The sequence below is a fragment of the Halorubrum vacuolatum genome (assembly GCF_900188065.1).
Taxonomy (GTDB): Archaea; Halobacteriota; Halobacteria; order Halobacteriales; family Haloferacaceae; genus Halorubrum; species Halorubrum vacuolatum.
In genome coordinates, this window is record NZ_FZNQ01000003.1 from 20,418 (window position 1) to 38,217 (window position 17,800).

9 protein-coding genes and 1 pseudogene are annotated in these 17,800 nt (G+C 62.1%); 7 read left to right on the forward strand and 3 right to left on the reverse strand.

All coding sequences use genetic code 11. The features are described 5' to 3' along the window. The first annotated feature begins 37 nt into the window (after positions 1-37). Positions 38-1,285 (forward strand): AGE family epimerase/isomerase, encoded by a 1,248-nt coding sequence (locus tag CHB65_RS04290; protein WP_089383830.1) that lies wholly within the window; start codon positions 38-40, stop codon positions 1,283-1,285. A 48-nt stretch (positions 1,286-1,333) separates the two neighbouring features. Next, complete coding sequence (locus CHB65_RS04295) at positions 1,334-1,771, forward strand: acyl-CoA thioesterase (protein ID WP_089383831.1); 438 nt, start codon at positions 1,334-1,336, stop codon at positions 1,769-1,771. A gap of 47 nt (positions 1,772-1,818) precedes the next feature. Here the strand turns inward: CHB65_RS04295 and CHB65_RS04300 are convergent, their stop codons facing one another. From CHB65_RS04300 to CHB65_RS04315, 3 genes are all read right to left on the reverse strand, one after another. Further along, a complete protein-coding gene (locus CHB65_RS04300; RefSeq protein ID WP_089383832.1) occupies positions 1,819-10,179 on the reverse strand; it encodes a right-handed parallel beta-helix repeat-containing protein in 8,361 nt (2,786 codons plus the stop codon). Positions 10,180-10,569: 390 nt separating this feature from the next. Further along, positions 10,570-12,414, reverse strand: a complete 1,845-nt coding sequence (locus CHB65_RS04310; protein WP_089383834.1) for a histidine kinase N-terminal 7TM domain-containing protein — start codon at positions 12,412-12,414, stop codon at positions 10,570-10,572. An 11-nt stretch (positions 12,415-12,425) separates the two neighbouring features. Further along, the gene (locus tag CHB65_RS04315; protein ID WP_089383835.1) at positions 12,426-13,670 is read right to left on the reverse strand and encodes a response regulator; all 1,245 of its coding nucleotides are present in this window, start codon (positions 13,668-13,670) and stop codon (positions 12,426-12,428) included. A 209-nt stretch (positions 13,671-13,879) separates the two neighbouring features. Between CHB65_RS04315 and CHB65_RS04325 the strand changes: the two genes are divergently transcribed. The 5 genes and pseudogenes from CHB65_RS04325 to CHB65_RS04335 all read left to right on the forward strand — a co-directional run bounded on the left by CHB65_RS04325 (position 13,880) and on the right by CHB65_RS04335 (position 17,758). After that, complete coding sequence (locus CHB65_RS04325; protein WP_089383837.1) at positions 13,880-14,704, forward strand: winged helix-turn-helix transcriptional regulator; 825 nt, start codon at positions 13,880-13,882, stop codon at positions 14,702-14,704. A 100-nt stretch (positions 14,705-14,804) separates the two neighbouring features. Next, a complete protein-coding gene (locus tag CHB65_RS04330; protein ID WP_089383838.1) occupies positions 14,805-15,818 on the forward strand; it encodes an aldo/keto reductase in 1,014 nt (337 codons plus the stop codon). Between the two features lie 129 nt (positions 15,819-15,947). After that, positions 15,948-15,992, forward strand: a pseudogene (locus CHB65_RS17865) (hypothetical protein); the annotation flags it as partial. Between the two features lie 107 nt (positions 15,993-16,099). After that, positions 16,100-16,222, forward strand: a complete 123-nt coding sequence (locus CHB65_RS17870; RefSeq protein ID WP_281251548.1) for a hypothetical protein — start codon at positions 16,100-16,102, stop codon at positions 16,220-16,222. Positions 16,223-16,435: 213 nt separating this feature from the next. Then, complete coding sequence (locus tag CHB65_RS04335) at positions 16,436-17,758, forward strand: glutamine synthetase family protein (protein ID WP_218818915.1); 1,323 nt, start codon at positions 16,436-16,438, stop codon at positions 17,756-17,758. Positions 17,759-17,800: the final 42 nt, after the last annotated feature.

Consider the following 17,800-nt stretch of genomic DNA (forward strand, 5'->3'; position numbering starts at 1 on the left):
GATGAACCATACGTTCCCGTCACCATCCTCCCGAAGAATGTCTTCGTCCCCACCCGCGAACCGAGCCGACCCGTGGCGGGCTCGACTCCTCGCCACGCTTCGGGTGCAGTACCCGGACACGCTCGCCGAGCGCGGATTTCGGCTCCTCGATCCTCGAACCGGAGACCCGTACACCGCCGACCGACGTCATCTCGTGGCGACCTGCCGGGCGACCGCGAACTTCGCGCTCGGAGCGCTCGCGTCCGGACCGGACTGGTGCGTCTCGGCGGCCGAACACGGGCTCTCGTTCCTTCAGGACGGACACCGGGGCGAGGAGGGCTACCACCTCGTCGTCACCGCCGACGGCGACCCGGTCGATCGGACGCGTTCGGCGTACGGCCACGCGTTCGTCCTCCTCGCGTGTGCCCGTGCGACCGAGGCAGGTATCGAGGGCGCGAGATCGACTCTCGAAACGACCCATCGGCTCATCGAGGACCGGTTTTTCGACGACCGCGGGATGTTGGGAAGCGACCGCGACGCTGTATGGAACGAGTTGGAGCCGTATCGCGGACAGAACGCCAACATGCACGCCTGTGAGGCGTATCTCGCCGCGTACGAGGCGACCGGCGAGGAGGCATATCTCGACCGCGCCCGGCACCTTGCGCGGACGATCACGGTCGACCTCGCGGCCGCGACGGACGGTCGACTGTGGGAACACTACACCGCCGACTGGGAGCACGATTTCACGTACAACGAGTCGGAGCCGCGCCATCAGTTCCGTCCACCGGGATATCAACCGGGACACCATCTCGAATGGGCGAAACTGCTCGCGCTGCTCGACCGCTACGGCGACGCCCCCGGTCCAGCCGAGGGATGGTACGCCCGGGCGCTCTCGTTGTTCGATCGGGCGGTCGCCGACGGCTGGACCGAGAACGGATTTATATACACCCACGGGCATGACGGGTCGCCGATCGTCTCTGACCAGTACGGATGGGCGCTCGCCGAGGCGATCGGTGCGTCCGGGGCGCTCGCTGAGCGGGCGGCCGCCCGGGATAAAAATGGGACGGCCGACACCGCTTCTCGCCTCCGTCGACTCAACCGTCGATTCACGGTCTGTACGGACCTGTATCGTGGCCCTGCGGGCGTCTGGTATGAGAAACGACTCGCGCCCGAGGCCGGCGGCGACCTCGTCGCACCCGAGCCCCCGGGTGTCGAACCGGACTATCACCCGGTCGGCGCTTTCTATGAGTGCTGGCGATCGGTTCGGGCGATGTCGCCCGAGGCGGGAAGCGATCCACCTCGATAACGACCTCCCGTCGATGGCTTTCTAACCCCGCTCGGTAAACGGGGAACGATGGTCGAGTTACTCCACACGTATATCGAGGATCGCAACCGCATCCAGCCGCACCACGCGAACAACCTGGGAAGCACTCACGGCGGCAACGTCCTCCGTTGGATGGACGAGGCGGGGGCGATGTCGGCGATGCGGTTCGCGGGCAACCCCTGTGTGACCGCCCACATCAACTCGGTCGATTTCGAACGCCCGCTGGACATCGGCAACATTGCGCTCGTCGAGGCGTATGTGTATAAATCGGGCCGAACGAGCGTCAACGTCCGCGTTCGTGCCTACGGCGAGGACCCGCTCACGGGCGAAAGCGAAGTGACGACGGAGTCGCACTTCGTCTTCGTCGCCGTCGATGAGGATCGCCGCCCCGTCGAGGTTCCGGAACTCACCGTGGAGACCGAAAAGGGCGAACGGCTCCGCGAAGAGGCGCTCGCAGCCGAGGAGTAGTTCCTTCGTTCTCTTATCAACTCAGATCTACGGGGCTGCTCCGACGTTTACCGCCGGCTGCGCGCCGCGATACTCGCCACGAGGAGGAGCGACACGATCGCGACGAACGCGACAGCCGGACCGAATCCGGGGATCGAGTCGTCCGTTCCAACCTCCTCTTCGAGTGGCTCGTCGGGAGCGGTCTCCGTTTCTGTGGACTCCTCAGCGTCATCGGATGTCGGCTCCTCGACGTCTTCCTCTGTCGTTGGCTCCTCGTCGGGGGTCGCTTCCTCAACGTCTTCCTCTGTTGGCTCCTCGTCGTCGGTCGCTTCCTCAACGTCTTCCTCTGTTGGCTCCTCGTCGTCGGCTGCTGAGCCGGACGAGCCGGACCCGCTTCCGCTGCCGGAGGATCCAGAACTGCTGCTCGATCCGTCGTCAGCTTCCTGTGCCGTTTCAACGGTGAACCCGGTCTCTGCCGTTTCCACGTTGCCGGCGGTATCGGCAACGGTGACGGTCGCGCCGTAGGACTCGCCCGGTTCGACCGGCATGACGTGTTCCGCACTCGAGGAAGTGATGCTGGTCTCTTCGTGGCCGGTGACGTCCTCACCGTCGATCTCAAGGGTTACCGATCCCACGTCGACGCCGGACCGGTCGTCCTCGTACTCGAACCGAACCGTGGTCTCCTCGGTGTCCGCATCGAGCGTGGAACCGTCCGACGGGGACGCGTCGGTGATCCGCGGTGCGTCCGTGTCGGGCACGAACGCGCCGTACGTCGAGAACCCGGTGACTGAGGCACTCAAGAACGGATCGTTCCCGTCTAACCCGGTCGTTGAGTCAATGATTGGATCAGTCGTCCAGCTTTCACTTGCGTCGTCGTAGTACTGCAACTCGACATCGCCGGCCGACGCGCCGTCAGGAAGTTCGGACTCGTCGATTGCCATCATGATCGACGCGTCGATGTCGTTGAGTTCGCCGTCGAAGGTGCCAGTGAGGAATCCCACACCCAACTGGTCATCTTCAAGATTCGCGTTGGCACGTGTCTCCGACAGCGATGTGAACCGTTCTTTGTCTTTGTCAGCCCCCGCAGCGCCAGTGAATTCGACTTTCGTACTGCTATCTCCAACCTCGAGGACGGGATCATTGAGCGTGAATCCGGGATTCAGGCTAATCGACGTCTCATCGACCACGTCGTTGCCTGCGAGGTCGGTTCCGACGTTCCGCAACGCGTACGTGCGTGGTTTATCGGGCTGCACAGCGAGACGGGTGTCGCCGGGCTGAACGAAGATGCGAGTGTCACCCGGCTGCACCGACGTGGCACCGTTGTCTTCGAGACGTGTGTCGCCGGGCTGAACGAAGATGCGAGTGTCACCCGGCTGCACCGACGTGGCACCGTTGTCTTCGAGACGTGTGTCGCCGGGCTGAACGAAGATGCGAGTGTCACCCGGCTGCACCGACGTGGCACCGTTGTCTTCGAGACGTGTGTCGCCGGGCTGAACGAAGATGCGAGTGTCACCCGGCTGCACCGACGTGGCACCGTTGTCTTCGAGACGGGTGTCGCCGGGCTGAACGAAGATGCGAGTGTCACCCGGCTGCACCGACGTGGCACCGTTCCCACCGGACACGGCGAGCTCGCCGCCCTCATCGACGAAGATACGGGTGTCGCCCGGTTGAACGGCTGTCTCGTCGTTGTCTTCGAGACGAGTGTCACCTGGCTGGACGAAGAGGCGATCACCTTGGCTGGTTCCGATCCGCGTGTCGCCCGGCTGGACAGCGGTCTCATCGATTTCGCGCGATACTTTGAGCTCACCGTCATCGATGAAGATGCGGGTATCTCCGGGCTGGACGAAGATGCGAGTATCGCCCGGTTGGACGGTGTTCTCACCGTCAGTAATTTCGATGTCACCACCCTCGTTGACGAAGATTCGCGTATCACCAGGTTGAACCGAGGTCACGCCGTTTTCATCTCCAACGTTGAGTTTCCCGCCTTCATCGACAAAGATGCGGGTGTCCCCAGGTTGAACCGATGTCTCGTCGTCTCCACCGGCGATGTTGAGTTCGTCATTCTCAGCGAAGATTCGGGTGTCACCCGGTTGAACCGATGTATCACCGTTGTCGTCGAGGCGAGTGTCGCCGGGCTGAACGAAGATACGGGTGTCTCCAGGTTGGACGAAGAGGCGCATATCGCCCGGCTGAACCTGTTCATCGTCGCCGTCACGGGTGTCGCCGGGGTGGACGGCGACCGGGGTGCCGTCGTCCTCGCTTGTAATCTTGAGCTTGTCGTTCTCGGCGAAGATTCGGGTATCGCCTGGTTGAACCGACGTATCGCCATTCTCATCGTCGTCGCGTGTGTCTCCGGGCTGGACAAAGAACCGCGTATCGCCCGGTTGGACGAAGATGCGGGTGTCACCGGGTTGAACCTGTTCGCCCCCGATATCGAGTTCGACAGAGCCGCCGACGAAGTCGCCCAGCAGGGCTTCAACGTCGGCATCGATTTCAGGAACGTTCGCGAGCGGCGTGTCGCTTTCCACCAGCAGGCTCGGGCCGTTCCCGCTGGCGTTCTGTAGCGTCGTCGAAACGGCCGGTGTCTCGCGATCGATTAGCAGGACCTCGTCGGCGTCGCCCGTTGTGACGGCTCCGTTCGTATCGGTGGTGTCCGCAACAATCTCGTACCGTCCATCGTCTTCGATCGCGGCGAGAGTCACCGTTGCCGTCCATGCGTCACCGCCCTGGTGGGTCGCCTCGAATGTGCGCGTGTAGGTCGTCTCGAGCGAGCTAACCGAAACCGCTACGTCCTCCAATTCGACATCGGAGACAACCTCGAGTTCAACGGACACGTCCTCGCTCGCGTAGACGCGGGGCATCCCGGTTACGGGATCGGTGTCTTCGCCATTGCCGATAACGTTGGTGACCGCAACTTCTGGCCTTGGTTGGTCGTCAGCTTCGACGGTCACCTCGACGCTGTCCGTTTCACCTTCGTACGTTGCGGTCACGGTCGCCGTTCCTGAACTCTCAGCTGTAAGAGCAGATCCATCAACCGACACGACCCTGGTATCGCTGCTGTCGAAGGCTGCATCTCCGGTGACGTCTTCGGTTGAATCATCGTCGAACGTCGCCGTCACAGTCACCGGGGTCGTCGATCCCTCGGTAAGGGTTGTCTCTGCGGCATCGAGCGTGACCGATTCCAGCGTGGCTGGCTGCTCGGACACCGAGAGGCTGATCGTATCGGACCCAACGATCGTGTTATTCTTAATTTCGCTCACGGCGACTACCGCATCGGCGCCATCAAATTCAGGCTTTGACGCAACTGCGAAGGTTTCCGTAATCGTATCTTCTGGAGCGAGAACGAGCGGAGATTCTCTGAAATCCACATCCAATGGGTCGACATCTGTAGGGAGTTCGTCTCCGTCTATGACGCCAGCGGCCATGACGGTGATCACAGCGGCTGTGACGTCGCCATCGTTGGTAATCTCAGCAACGACCGTGATTTCCTCGCCGTCTTGGACATCGACCGTACTTTCATTCCCGAGGATATCGACGGTGAATTCGACCTCATCCGGGTCGGGTATCGGTTCAGCAGTGAGGTCAACGTCTTCCACCGCTTCTCCTTCATCTACGGTTACCGTAATCGGTGCTGCGATCAACTCCTCGGTGAAGATGCTGACTTCATAGGTTCCGGGTGGCACGTCGATCGCATACTCGCCGGTCTCGTTCGTGACGGAGCCCAAATCAATCAGTTCGCGGTCGTCCCTGTCCGTCTGCATAACGGTATCCACCGATTCGCTCGGACTACTGACGATCTCGCCGGTTTCCGCGTCAATAACCTGTATCGGAACGCCGGTGATCGGATCCTCATCTCCATCAGTGACGGTACCAGTGATCGTCGCGGGCTCAGGGACGGGTTCGAGAGCAACATCGACGGTCTTGGTTTCGCCGTCGGCCACTTCGACGTCGCTGACGGTCGTCGGCTCTAGTCCGAGGCCCTCGACGGACACCGAGACCTCATAGGTACCGGGAGCGACGTCGACCGCGTACTCGCCCGTTTCGTTCGTGGTTACACTTTTAGAAGACTCACCGATGACCCGCACGAGAGCGCCGGGGACGGGTTCCCCGCTATCGACAGCCGTGACCGTTCCCTCGATCGTTCCGAGCGGTATCGGTTCGAGTTCGACGGAAACGGTTGTCACCGAATCCGAGCTCACTTCGACATTACTGACGCTTTCACTGTCGAGCGCGGGATCCGACGTTGTGATCGTGACGGTGTATGTCCCGGGCGCGACATCGATTGCGTACTCACCGTCGGCATTCGTTTCGGTGCTCGTGCCGGCCACGGACACGCTAGCACCGGAGACTGGCTCACCGTCGGCAGTGATGACGCCGGTGATCGTTCCATCTTCCTCAGGCACATCACCGTCTCCCGGGTCTTCCGCGCCGCTCTGTGGAGCTGTCGCGACCGGCGTGAACTGGATCGGCCCGCTGTCGACCTGGATCGCGTCACCGTCGCCGTCCGCTTCAGCACCTGTTCCGGCATCGACGAACGGCCCGTCGCTTCCAGTCGTGCTTGGGCCGCTCTCGGCACCCCACCAGTTGTCTGTCGCGTCAAGTGTCGAAGTGCCGCCGTCGTATCGGAGGCCGAAACCACTGTTTCCATCGATATCGTTCCCGGTTATCGTGATTTGATTGGCATTTGGACCGACATAGACACCACGGGTGTTAGCCAAAATCTGGTTTCCCGTGACGCCGACACCCTCATCGCCGACGGATTCGATCCGTAGTCCGTCTGTGTTGTCCTCTATCGTATTCGACCCTATCGTGATTAGCCCGTCTGCGTCGACTCTCAGACCAGCAGCATCGTTTAGGATTCCACCATCATCGTGGCCACGTATACTGTTATCTTCAACGATCACATCAGCGACCGTCTCTATCTCAATGCCATGGTCTGCGTTATCGGCGACTGTATTGTTCAGAATGGTAACGATGTCGGCATTACGAGTATATATCCCGAATCTGTCGTTGTTCTTGATTTCATTGTTTTCGATATCGACTGTTGTCGCAGACGTGATTTGGATTCCATCACCCTCGGTAAAACGGTCGTTCCCGTGACTCTGGAGAATCGTGTTGTTCCGGATCGAATCGATATTGGAACTGCCGACGATTCCGTTCCCGTTATTCTCAACGTGGTTGTCGGCGATGACTCCATCCGCGTTGATCCCGGTTCTCTCGTTGTTACGGACCGTGTTGTTCGTCACCGCCTCGGCATCGCTTCCGGAAATCCCGACGTCATCGCCATCCGTGACACGATTCGAGTCGATAACTGTCGCAGTCTCGAATTCAGGCGGTATACCGGCCGAAAAAGCATTTATTCCTCGTTCGGTAGTCTCTTGGACATCATTATGAGAGATGTCTACCGCCCCTGAGTTCCGGACCCATATTCCTCTCTCGGAACTGTTGACTTCGTTCGACTCAATAGTTCCCACCTCGACCTCGTCGAACCGAATCGCGTGGGATGCGTGTCCAGATAGATCACTCATCGCAATCGTGACGTTGGTCGAATCGGCTGCGACGATGCCACCGGCACCGTCGCCCTCACCGGTTGTGTCGACAATCTCTCCGTCGGTGAAAGTCGCGTTTTCAACCCCCTCGAACCAGATACCGGTGTTATATCCGGTAACTGTCGTGCCAGAAATATCGATTGTCGTTTCGCCAAGGACTGCAATCCCGCGGTCACCGCCCGAACCCGCCTCGGTCACGGACATATCAGTAACTGACACATCATCGCTTTCGAAGACAAGCAGACCGATCGGCACTCCCTCACTCTCGATCGCATTAACCGTTACATCGGTAGAACCGACGACAAAGACCTGTCTCGCATCCGATGGGGCTTCGGTCCCGGACTCACCAGTCGCGTAGAACAGCGGCGAGTCGTCTTCGAAAACATTGTTGTCGGCGCCGTGTGCGAAGTGCTCGAGTTCCTCACCGTCGACGAGTATTCCTGCCTCGAATGTGTTGTCAAACAGTTCAACATCGCTCACGCGATCGAGAACGAGGTCTGTGTTGTGGTCGACGTAGGTGTTGTTCTCAATCTCAATTTCGGAAACGTAGGGTGTGAACACGGTGCCGTCCCCGTTCGACTCAAACTGGTTGTCGGTCACGAACACGCCCGACGGGAACTCGTTCTCGGGGTCAGGATCACTAGATCCGCCTCCGCCGCTTCCACCCGGCGTAATGGGGTTGGCGATGGTATCGACGTACAGTCCGATCTCGCCACTGCCAATGATTTCGTTTCCGGATACGGTGGTGTCCTCAGCCGCACGGAAGAAGTCCTCTGCGATGCCGTCAACGGTCGAAGAGCGGTATGCAAGACGGACCCCATGTTCCGCGCTGTCGGTGATTTCGTTGTCTCGGATTTCGATACCGGTCCCGAAATCGACACGGACGCCGTCGACGCCGGCGTTCGAAATCTCGTTGTCGATCAACAGCGCCTCGTTGCGCTGGTCACTAAATGCTCCACCGGTCGACCGCGGGGTGCCCGTACCTTGCCAGAAGTTATCGTAAAACATCACGCCAAACCGGCCGACATCGGTGATCGTGTTGTTTTCGAACGTGCCGCCTCCCGCCGAGCCGACCTGAATGCCGTTCCCATCACCGCCTTCGATGTGGTTTCCGTACGCGTGCAGATCACCAGCAGCTTTAGTGAACCGAATTCCGGCGTCAGTGCTGTCTATAATCTCGTTGTGGCGAATCACCGTGTCGGTCTGGTTCAGCGTCGAAGAGATCCCGACGTCGTTTCGAGCGAGAACGTTGTCTTCGACAGTGGCGCGCGTGGTTGCTTCGAGCCTCACACCCGCGTTGCTCTCGTTGAGTCGGTTGTTCGTGACCGTGACGTCAGTCGTGTCTAGAAACGTTAGATCGGGATCGGTCAGGTCGAATCCACCCCCTCGCTGAACTTCTATTCCTGATGGGCCCGCGTTCGTTACATCGTTGTTTTCGATGACGGTTCCCGACGAAAGCCCGACAAGGAGGATAGAAGCGCTCGAGGTGTCTTCGATGACGTTGCCCTCGATGAGAGCGTTCGCGGAGCCGTTATACGTCTCGGAAGGTCCTGGACTGAATCCGAGTTGGATCGCCGGGCCGTTCTCAACGTTCGTGATGTCGTTTCCACGAATCTCCGCGTTAGAGGCGTCAAACGGCTTATCTCCAAACGTATCGAACCCGTCTTCAGAAACCAGTATTCCCTGACCGACGTCCGTCAGGGTATTGTCCTGAATAACGACATTTTGTGAGTCTATCGCCTGAAGCACATGGCTTGTCTGGCTACGCGGATCTGAAATATCGTTCTCGCGTATCTCAACGTCAATCGTTTCCTCGGCGATGATCGCACCTCGGAGAGTCTGTTCAAGCGTGTTGTCCGTAACCAGTGCCCCATTGACACTCTGGACAAAAATCCCAGTGTATGGCGCGTCTCCCGCCGTGGATTGGCTGTTGTTACTAATCTTGTTCCCGCGAACCTCAATACCTGTTAAGACTCGCTGCTCGTCAACGAACTCATCGCTGCCTTGAACGTGAATCCCGCGGAACCCGTTGTCCTCAGCCGTATTGTCTTCAATCGTCACCGAATTTGCATCTTGGATATAGATTCCAGACATCTCGTTCCCCGTGACGGTGTTCGATTCGACCGATGTACCCGCCGAGAGGTTCCATACGTTGATCCCCTGCCGGGCGTTGTCGCTGGCGTGATTCTCGCTGATCTCACCATCCGGTGAATCAAAGAACCGGATTCCGGGGGCGTCCTCGTCGAGCTCGAACCCGTTTCCGGTGACGGTACTTCCTGTAACAGTCCCATCCCGCGCGTTCTCGAAGAGGATCCCAACACCACCGTTGTTGGTAGCGGTTACGTCATCAACGGTCACATCGGTTGCTCCGTCGACTCGGATTCCATGTCCCGGGAAGTTCTGCACAGTGATCCCAACGACTGAGGCCTCACTCGCCGAGATACTGATTCCCGTTCCATCCGCATCACCCGGTTCAAGTACCGGTGATGCTCCCGGGACTGATTTAAGTGAAACCTGTTTGTCCAACACCACCGATTGCTCGTACGTTCCATTCTCAAGACAGACCGTGTCGCCTACATCTGGGTCCGTGATAGCATCCTGTATCGAGTCACCGGGCGATACAGTAACGTCACACTGTGGGGAATCTATTGCAGCCGTTGTTCCAGCGAACACGCTGAGGCCCAATACGAACAGGAGAATCACGAGACCGACTGTGGCTGTTCCGACAGCTCTGAGCAATCCCGTACGATCACGCGAGCCTACTCGATTACGAACGCGATGATGTTCATGACTGCTCGCTGGGTCTGCGCCCTCACGCACCGCCCTGCCTTCGTCCGCCCTGCCCTGCTCGGCTCCAGTAGTTGAATATCCGTCTCTCATATTGCATTCTCCACTCACGACCCGCGCCGTCAACGGCAAAGAGCCGCTCCGGTGGTCACCGCCGCATGGCGGCGGGACCGACACCCCGTTTGGCAACCGACGACGTCGGTGCCCGAACGGATCTGCCCGTCGGATTGTCCCGATCGGTCCCCCCGGATCGATCGATCCGATCGGTGACGACCGCGGATTCGTTCGCCGAGAGCCTCACGACGCTGGAGACGGCACGATCGTTCCCGTGCAAGAGGCCACCGTTCGCCCCGTCCCGGTCGTGGCTGGTCTCGGTTGTTGATATCTCCCAAGGAAAGGTAATAACGGCTCGCGAACCTCGAACTCACCTACCCACTTACCTTGAAGTAACCTCACGGCTGGCCACGCCGATCGACGCGTAGGCTATCGATCCTCGTCCGGGGGCTCCGGCACGGCCGGCAGCGTGAACGCGACCGTCGTCCCCGATCCCGGCGTCGAGTCGATCGTCAACTCGCCCCCGTGCCGAACGACGATCCGCTCACAGATGGCGAGCCCCATTCCGGTTCCGGCGTCGCGGTCGACGTCGGCGCCCCGAGTGAACGGCTCGGCGGCGTACTGCAGTTCCCTCGGGTCGATCCCGACACCGTCGTCGCGAACGACGATCCGCCACATCGACCCCTCCCGCGTCGCCGACAGCGTGACCGTCGGCGCGGGCCCGGCGTGCTCTACGGCGTTCGCGATCAGGTTCTGCAGGAGCCGTCGAAGCAGGTGTTCGACCCCGTGTACCGTCGGGAGGTCCTCGATCGCCACGGTCGCCTCGCACTCGTCGATCCGGTAACGCAGCGCGTCGAGCACCTCTCCGACGAGCCGATCACAATCGACGGGCTCCGTCGGCTCGTCCTCGATGCCGATCCGCGAGTACGCCAGCAGGTCGGTCACCATCTCGTGACCCCGCCGGCTGTTCGCCCGTGCGACAGAAAGGAGCATTTCGGCTTCCTCATCCAGGTCATCACCGACCTGCCGCTGCAGCGCGCCGAGATAGCGTTCCGTCGTCCGCAACGGCGCTCGAAGGTCGTGTGAGATGACGCCGGTGAACGCCTCCAGATCCTGCTCGCGGCGCTTTTGTACCGTGACGTCGCGGAGCACGATCACCTGCCCGAGATGTCTCCCCCGCCGCCGGAGCGGCCGTGAGCGGACCTCAAGGAACTCGGCATCCCCGCCGGCGGGGAGTTCGACCGTCGTTCGGATCGTTTCCTCGACCTCCATGGCGTCCGTTCGCTCGTCCGTCCGTCCGCCGGTATCCCGAGCGCTCGCGATCTCCTTCCCTCCGTTCGGCGCCGCAGCTCCCGAAATCGCCGTCGCCAGCGGACCCTGCTCTGGCCGGTCTCCGATGGTCGGCGCTTCCTCGCCGAGCAACGAGGAGACCGTCGGATTGGCGTGGACGACGCGCCCACTCGCATCGAGGACGAGGATACCATCCGGCGTGTCGTCGATAACGGCTCGATAGGCGATCGGCCGGAGGTCGAGGACTCGATAGCGGACGGTCGCCACGCCGAGCGCGAGCGAGGAAACGACCGTCGAGATGGGTACGTAGTTCACGGCGTCGACGGTGAACGGCGGCACCGCCGCGGAGGTGAGCGCGCTCGTAGCGATGGGCGTGATGATGGCGACGACGAGGAGGGCGGTCTGTGGGAGGTATGTCCGTCCCCGTCGCACGCCTTCGATCCCGACGAGCGTGAGCGTCACGAGCGCGATCAACGCGGCATAGGTGAAACTCAACGCGACGTGTGCCGGGCCGGTCGTCGTTCGCAGGACGACCAGCCCGTCGACATCGACGACGTGGGTTCCGGCGATGACGATCCCGGATGGGTTCCAAAAGAGCAGCAGCCAGAAGACGACCGGAACGGCGAAGAGCCCGGCGATGAACCGCGGGCGAAGCCATCGCGTCCGACCGGTGTATGCGAGGACGAACAACAGCAACAACGGCCCGACCGAGGAGCTACCGAAATAGAGCAGCCGATACGCGTGAAACTGCACGCCAACGTCGGCGCTGAGCAGCTTCAGCGCCGAGAAGCCGGTCCAGACCGCGATCGCGACGTTCATCGCCGCGAAGGTGAGCAGGACGGAGTCGTCACCCGGCGTGACGGGATGGCCGTCGATCCCCCGTCGATATCGAAGCGCGTAGGCCGCAAGCGCCAACGAAATGGCGGCGGCAAGCAGGATCGGATACGCGTAGATCGTGTGTTGCCACGCGAAGGCTGGTTCCATCTCGATCCTCCCTACTCCTCGCTACGTCCCGCCGTTCGACACGGCGCGCGCGGCAGCGTGACCGTTATCCGTGGGCCATCCCCCTCCCGTTCGACGTGGATGTCGCCGTCGAACGACTCGAAAAGCGTCGCCGCGAGGTACGATCCGACCCGCATCGCCGAGCGCGGCGGGTCCCGGTCGCTCGGACCGTCGCCGGCGGTCGTTGACCTGCCGGCCATCGGTTCGGTTGCGCTGTCGTGATGCGTACCGAATCGGCCATCGATGTCGCCCGTGAACGCCACGGACGCGCTCGTTTCGGTCACTTCGATGGTTGTGTCCACGCGCGGATCGGGTCGGTCGACGCGGTCCACGGCGTCCGAGAGCAGCTGCACGAACGCCGACTCCAACATGGGCGATGCTCGCACCGTGATCGGTTCATCGACGTCGGTATCGGTCGGATCGACAACGACCCTCACGGCGGTTTCCGCGTGGACGCGATCGATCGCGGCATCCAACGCCGCATGGAGGTCGCGCACGGAACCGACCTCGTCGGTCGAGATGACGTCGATCACGTCCGCGGCCGTGTCGGTCAGTTCGGCCGCGCGCTCGGCCGCCTCCAGTAAGGTCTCGACCGCGTCGACCTCCGCCGGCGGGACGGATTCACGGAGGCCGTCGCCCAGTCCGATGACGACGCTCAGTTCGTTTCGGATGTCGCGCCTGACGATCCGGTGTAACAGGTCGAGCCGATGGTTCCGGTCGGCGAGTTCCCGACGGGTGCGGCTTCGTTCCATCGCGTTGCGGAGCGCGCGCAACACTCCTTCCCCGGTAATGTCGTCCTTGTTTAAATAGTCCTGCGCGCCGCGCCGCACGGCCTCGATCCCGACGACGGGTTCGTCCTGTCCGGTGAGGACGACGATGGGGATCGTCGGTGCCCCGTCGAGCATGCGTTCGACGGTCGTGAGCCCGCGGCTGTCGGGCAACATGAGATCCAACAGGACGACGTCCGGCGGCTGTTTCGAGCGAACGCGTCCGATGGCGTCGGCGAGTCGGTCGACGTGATCGATGCTTCTCACCTCGATCATCGGGGTCCCCCCGTCGGTGCGTCGGAGCGACTGTCGTTCGTGTACGAGCCGCTCGACGAACCGTGCGTCGTCGTGGTTGTCCTCCACCAGCAGCAGGTCGACGTCTTCTATCCCCTTGCCGGCGCTTGGACCGTTCGTGGCCTCGCGGTCGGCTCGGTTATCGATGTTCTCGCGGCCTGTTCGGTCGTCGGTCATCGGTGTCCTCGACGGAACGGTATCCCACGCCGATCGCCGAACGATGCGGGTGCCGATCGCCGTCGTCTCGACGGTGGATCTCGTGACCGATCCGTTTTCGGTGGGGAGTCGGTCACGGGGTGTTCGGGAGCGGGTACTGTCATGGAAACGGGTTTATCGACCGTGACGGGGGCTCAAGAGTTATATCTTCGTCCCGCGCAGGAAATGACATGTCCAGGGACGGACCGGATGCGTCGTCGGACCGACGGCCGGCGCTCGATGCGCTGTCGCTGCTCGCCGGAAAGTGGCGTCCGACCGTTCTCATCCTCCTCATCCGGGAGGGTCCACTCGGCTTCAACGACATCCTCGGACGGATCCCCGACGTGTCGGGGAAGGTCCTTTCCGAGACACTCGATACCCTCGTCGACGCCGGACTGATCCGCCGTCGCGTCACGAGCGAGTCCCCCCTCCGCGTCCAGTACACGGCGACCGAGGCGGGTCAGGGTATGGCCCCCGTCTTCGACGCGCTCGACGACTGGGGCCGACGCCATCTCGAACCGGACGACCCGGTCGTGTTGCTCGCGGACGGCGATCGCCGGATCACCGAGATGTACGGAGGATGGATGAGCGACCGCTACACCGTGATCCGCGTTCACGACGCCGACGAATTCGCCGATCACCGTGGAACGGAGCCGACGGTCGTCGTCTTCGACGAGAGATTCCCGGGACTCTCGCTCCCGCGGATGCGGCGGGTCGTCGGATCGACCCCACGAACGATCGCGCTCATCGGTGACCGACCCACCGTCGACCTCCTCGATCTCGACTGTGACGACGTTCTCCGCAAGCCCGTGGTTCGATCGACCCTTCTCGAGGCCGTCGATCGCCAGCTTGCACGTCGAGACGAGCCGTCCGAACGCCGTGAGCATGCGGCGATCGCGGCCCGAATCTCGCTGCTGGAAGCGGTTCATCCGCCGGGGCGCTTGGAGGCGTCCGACGCCTATCTCGATGCATGCGAACGCCTGGACGAGCTCGAATCGCTGCTCGCGGACGACTGATAGCCCCGCTATCCTCGACACCCGCCATCCCCGAACCCTGTGACACGGCGTCGCATCCGGTTCAGGCAGCTTTTCACCTCGAGGGACCCAACGGCCGCCGATGACGCGTTCACCCGAGGAGATCGACCTCGAGTTCGTCCCGCTCGGCCGTACCGGTATCCGAACGAGCGAGCTGCAACTCGGCACGTGGCGCTTCGGTCGCACGACCGAGGCGGGGAATACGGAGATCGATGAGGCGCGGGCACACGAACTCCTCGACGCCTACGAGGCGGCCGGCGGCCGCTATATCGACACCGCCGACGTCTACGGCGGCGGCGCGAGCGAGGAGTGGATCGGCGACTGGCTCGAAGAGCGCGACCGCGAGCGCTACACGATCGCCTCGAAGATCTACTGGCAGATCCGTGATGGCGACCCGAACAGCGTCGGGACGAACCGCAAGAACATCCGCCATCGCGTCGACGCGCTGCTCGATCGGCTCGGGACGGAGTACGTCGACGTGCTCTACATCCATCGCTGGGACGACGAGACGCCGGCACGGGAGCTGATGAAGACGCTGAACGGGCTCGTCGAATCCGGTACGGTCCACTATTTGGGTGCCTCGACGATGCGGCCGAACGCGTGGAAGGTCGCCCGTGCGAACGCCATCGCGCGTGCTGAGGGGTGGGAGCCGTTCACCGTCCTTCAGCCGCGATACAACCTCGTCGACCGCGAGATCGAGGGGGACTACCTCGAGTTCGCCCGTCAGCGGAACCTCGCGCTCTGTCCGTGGAGTCCGCTCGGACAGGGGTTTCTCACCGGGAAGTACGATCGCGCCGAGGACCTGCCAGAGGACTCCCGGGTCGCGGAGTCGAGCCGCTTCCGTGACTCCTACCTCACCGCGGAGAACTTCGACCTGCACGACGTCCTCGACGACGTCGCCGACGAGGTGGACGCCTCGTCCGCCCAGGTCGCGCTCGCGTGGCTCTCCCACCGTGAGGGCGTCACCGCCCCGATCGTCGGCGCGCGAACGGTGGAGCAGCTGACCGAAAACCTCGCGGCGGCGACGCTCGACCTCTCGGACGAACAGGTCGAGCGGCTGACGGCGGCGAAAGCCGGCCCATACGACGGGCTCTGAACACGGGCTCGTCGGTTTATAAAGCACAGGAGAATACCTGACCCTTTGGGGTCAGGATGAATCCGACAATTCCTCCACAATCCACCGTTCGATGACGTCGAGCCCGATATCCGGATCGCCCGCGGGGAAGTGTTTGGATCGGCGCCGTTCGTGATGACGTTCTCCGAGTTTCCCGAGGCGATCGAGATCGCCAACGACGTCCCGTACGGGCTGATCGCTGGCGTCGCGACGACCGTCACTCCGCCGCCCATCGCGCTGCAGCCGACATCGACGCGGGGAGCGTGTGGATCACTCAGTGGTTCGGGGCGGTGCCGGGCACGCCGTTCGGCGGCTACGAACGCTCGGGGATCGGCCGTGAGTGTGCCATCCAGACGATCGACGAACACTCCGGACGAAATCCGTGAGCATGGCACTCGAGGATCCGCCGTACTGACCGACGGAGCCGTTACACTCTCGGAATGATTTATGTCTGCGGCCTCGAGAGGTGGATCTGATTCGAAAACGATGTGCATCCATCACACGCCGACCGATCGACTAGCGATCGACCGAGTAGCGACCGATCGACCAGCGATCGACCGACCGGGTGATTCCACCGCCCTCGGGTGGTGGTGATCGCCGTGGGAGAGCGTACGGACACCGCGGTCGATCGGATGCGTGACCGGATCGCCGCGGATGGGATCGATCACGTCTTTCTCGAGTTTCCGGACATCAACGGCATCTCACGGAGTAAACAGGTTTCCCCGGAGTACTTTCTCGAACATTGGGAGGATGGGTTTACGGTCAACCTCTTGATCCTCGCACAGACGCCTCGAAACGACGTTCCTGAAGGGTCCGGACTCGGCGAGGAGATCGGCTACGGGGATGGGATGCTCCAGCCCGTCCCGGGGACGGTTCGGCCGCTGCCGTGGCGTGATGACGCGGTCCGGGTGCTCTGTGATGTCACGACGGCTGCTGGCGACCCGCTTACGGCGGCCCCTCGAACCGCCTTACAACGGATGATCGACCGTATCGAGGGTCGTGACGATGCCATCGCGTTCACCGTCGGGAGCGAACTCGAGTTCTACCTCCTCGATGCGGTGGACGGGCGGTATGAGCCGGCTACCTCACACAAACACGAGTTCATGTCGTGGGCGACCGAGGAGCTGTCGGCGTACACGAACGACCTCGCGGCGTGGAGCGACACGTATGGGGTTCCGGTTCACTCGATCATGCACGAACACGGGGCCGGCCAGCTCGAGGCGCTGTTCGAGTACGGGGATCCGCTGACGCAGGCGGATCGGACGTTCGATTTCAAACGGCTGGTCAAACAGACCGCCCGGGAGCATGACCGCTGGGCGACGTTCATGGCGAAACCGTTCGGCGACCGTGCCGGCAGCGGCTATCATCTCCACGTCGGCGGCCGATCAGCTGGTCACAATGTGTTCGCAGACGGCGATGGGCTCTCCGCGTTCGGTCGACGGTTCGTGGGCGGGATCCTCGAACACGCCGACGCGCTTGCGGCCCTCGGAACGCCGACGCTCAACGCGTTTAAACGATATAAGCCAAACTCTTTCGCCCCGTCGACGGCCTCCTGGGGATTCGATGATCGAACGGTGGGCGTTCGCATTCCGTCGGGAACGACGCGGGTGGAGAACCGGATCCCGAGCGCGGACGCGAACCCGTATCTGGTGATCGCGAGCACGCTGGCGGCGGGGATCCACGGCGTGGAAGCGGGTATCGAGCCACCCGAGCCGGTCGATTCGGATCCGGATGGGGAACGTCCATCCCTGCCCATCTCACCCGAGCGATCGCTGCGGGCGTTAGCGAACGATGACGTGATCCGTTCGTGGCTCGGCGAGGACGTGATCCGCGTCTACACCGCCTCAAAACGTGCGGAGCTCCAGGCGTTCCGCGATGTCGTCACCGACTGGGAGCGAACCCAGTACGTGCAGAACTTATAACGGGAGACGGGACTTCTTCGTCGTCACCCACTCGCGACGCGT

Coding starts and splice junctions, on each gene's coding strand:
- CHB65_RS04310 (WP_089383834.1), bottom strand. CDS start 12,414: ATGGAACCAGCCTTCGCGTGGCAACACACGATCTACGCGTATCCGATC.
- CHB65_RS04300 (WP_089383832.1), bottom strand. CDS start 10,179: ATGAGAGACGGATATTCAACTACTGGAGCCGAGCAGGGCAGGGCGGAC.
- CHB65_RS04330 (WP_089383838.1), top strand. CDS start 14,805: ATGACGCGTTCACCCGAGGAGATCGACCTCGAGTTCGTCCCGCTCGGC.
- CHB65_RS04315 (WP_089383835.1), bottom strand. CDS start 13,670: ATGACCGACGACCGAACAGGCCGCGAGAACATCGATAACCGAGCCGAC.
- CHB65_RS04295 (WP_089383831.1), top strand. CDS start 1,334: ATGGTCGAGTTACTCCACACGTATATCGAGGATCGCAACCGCATCCAG.
- CHB65_RS04290 (WP_089383830.1), top strand. CDS start 38: ATGTCTTCGTCCCCACCCGCGAACCGAGCCGACCCGTGGCGGGCTCGA.
- CHB65_RS04325 (WP_089383837.1), top strand. CDS start 13,880: ATGTCCAGGGACGGACCGGATGCGTCGTCGGACCGACGGCCGGCGCTC.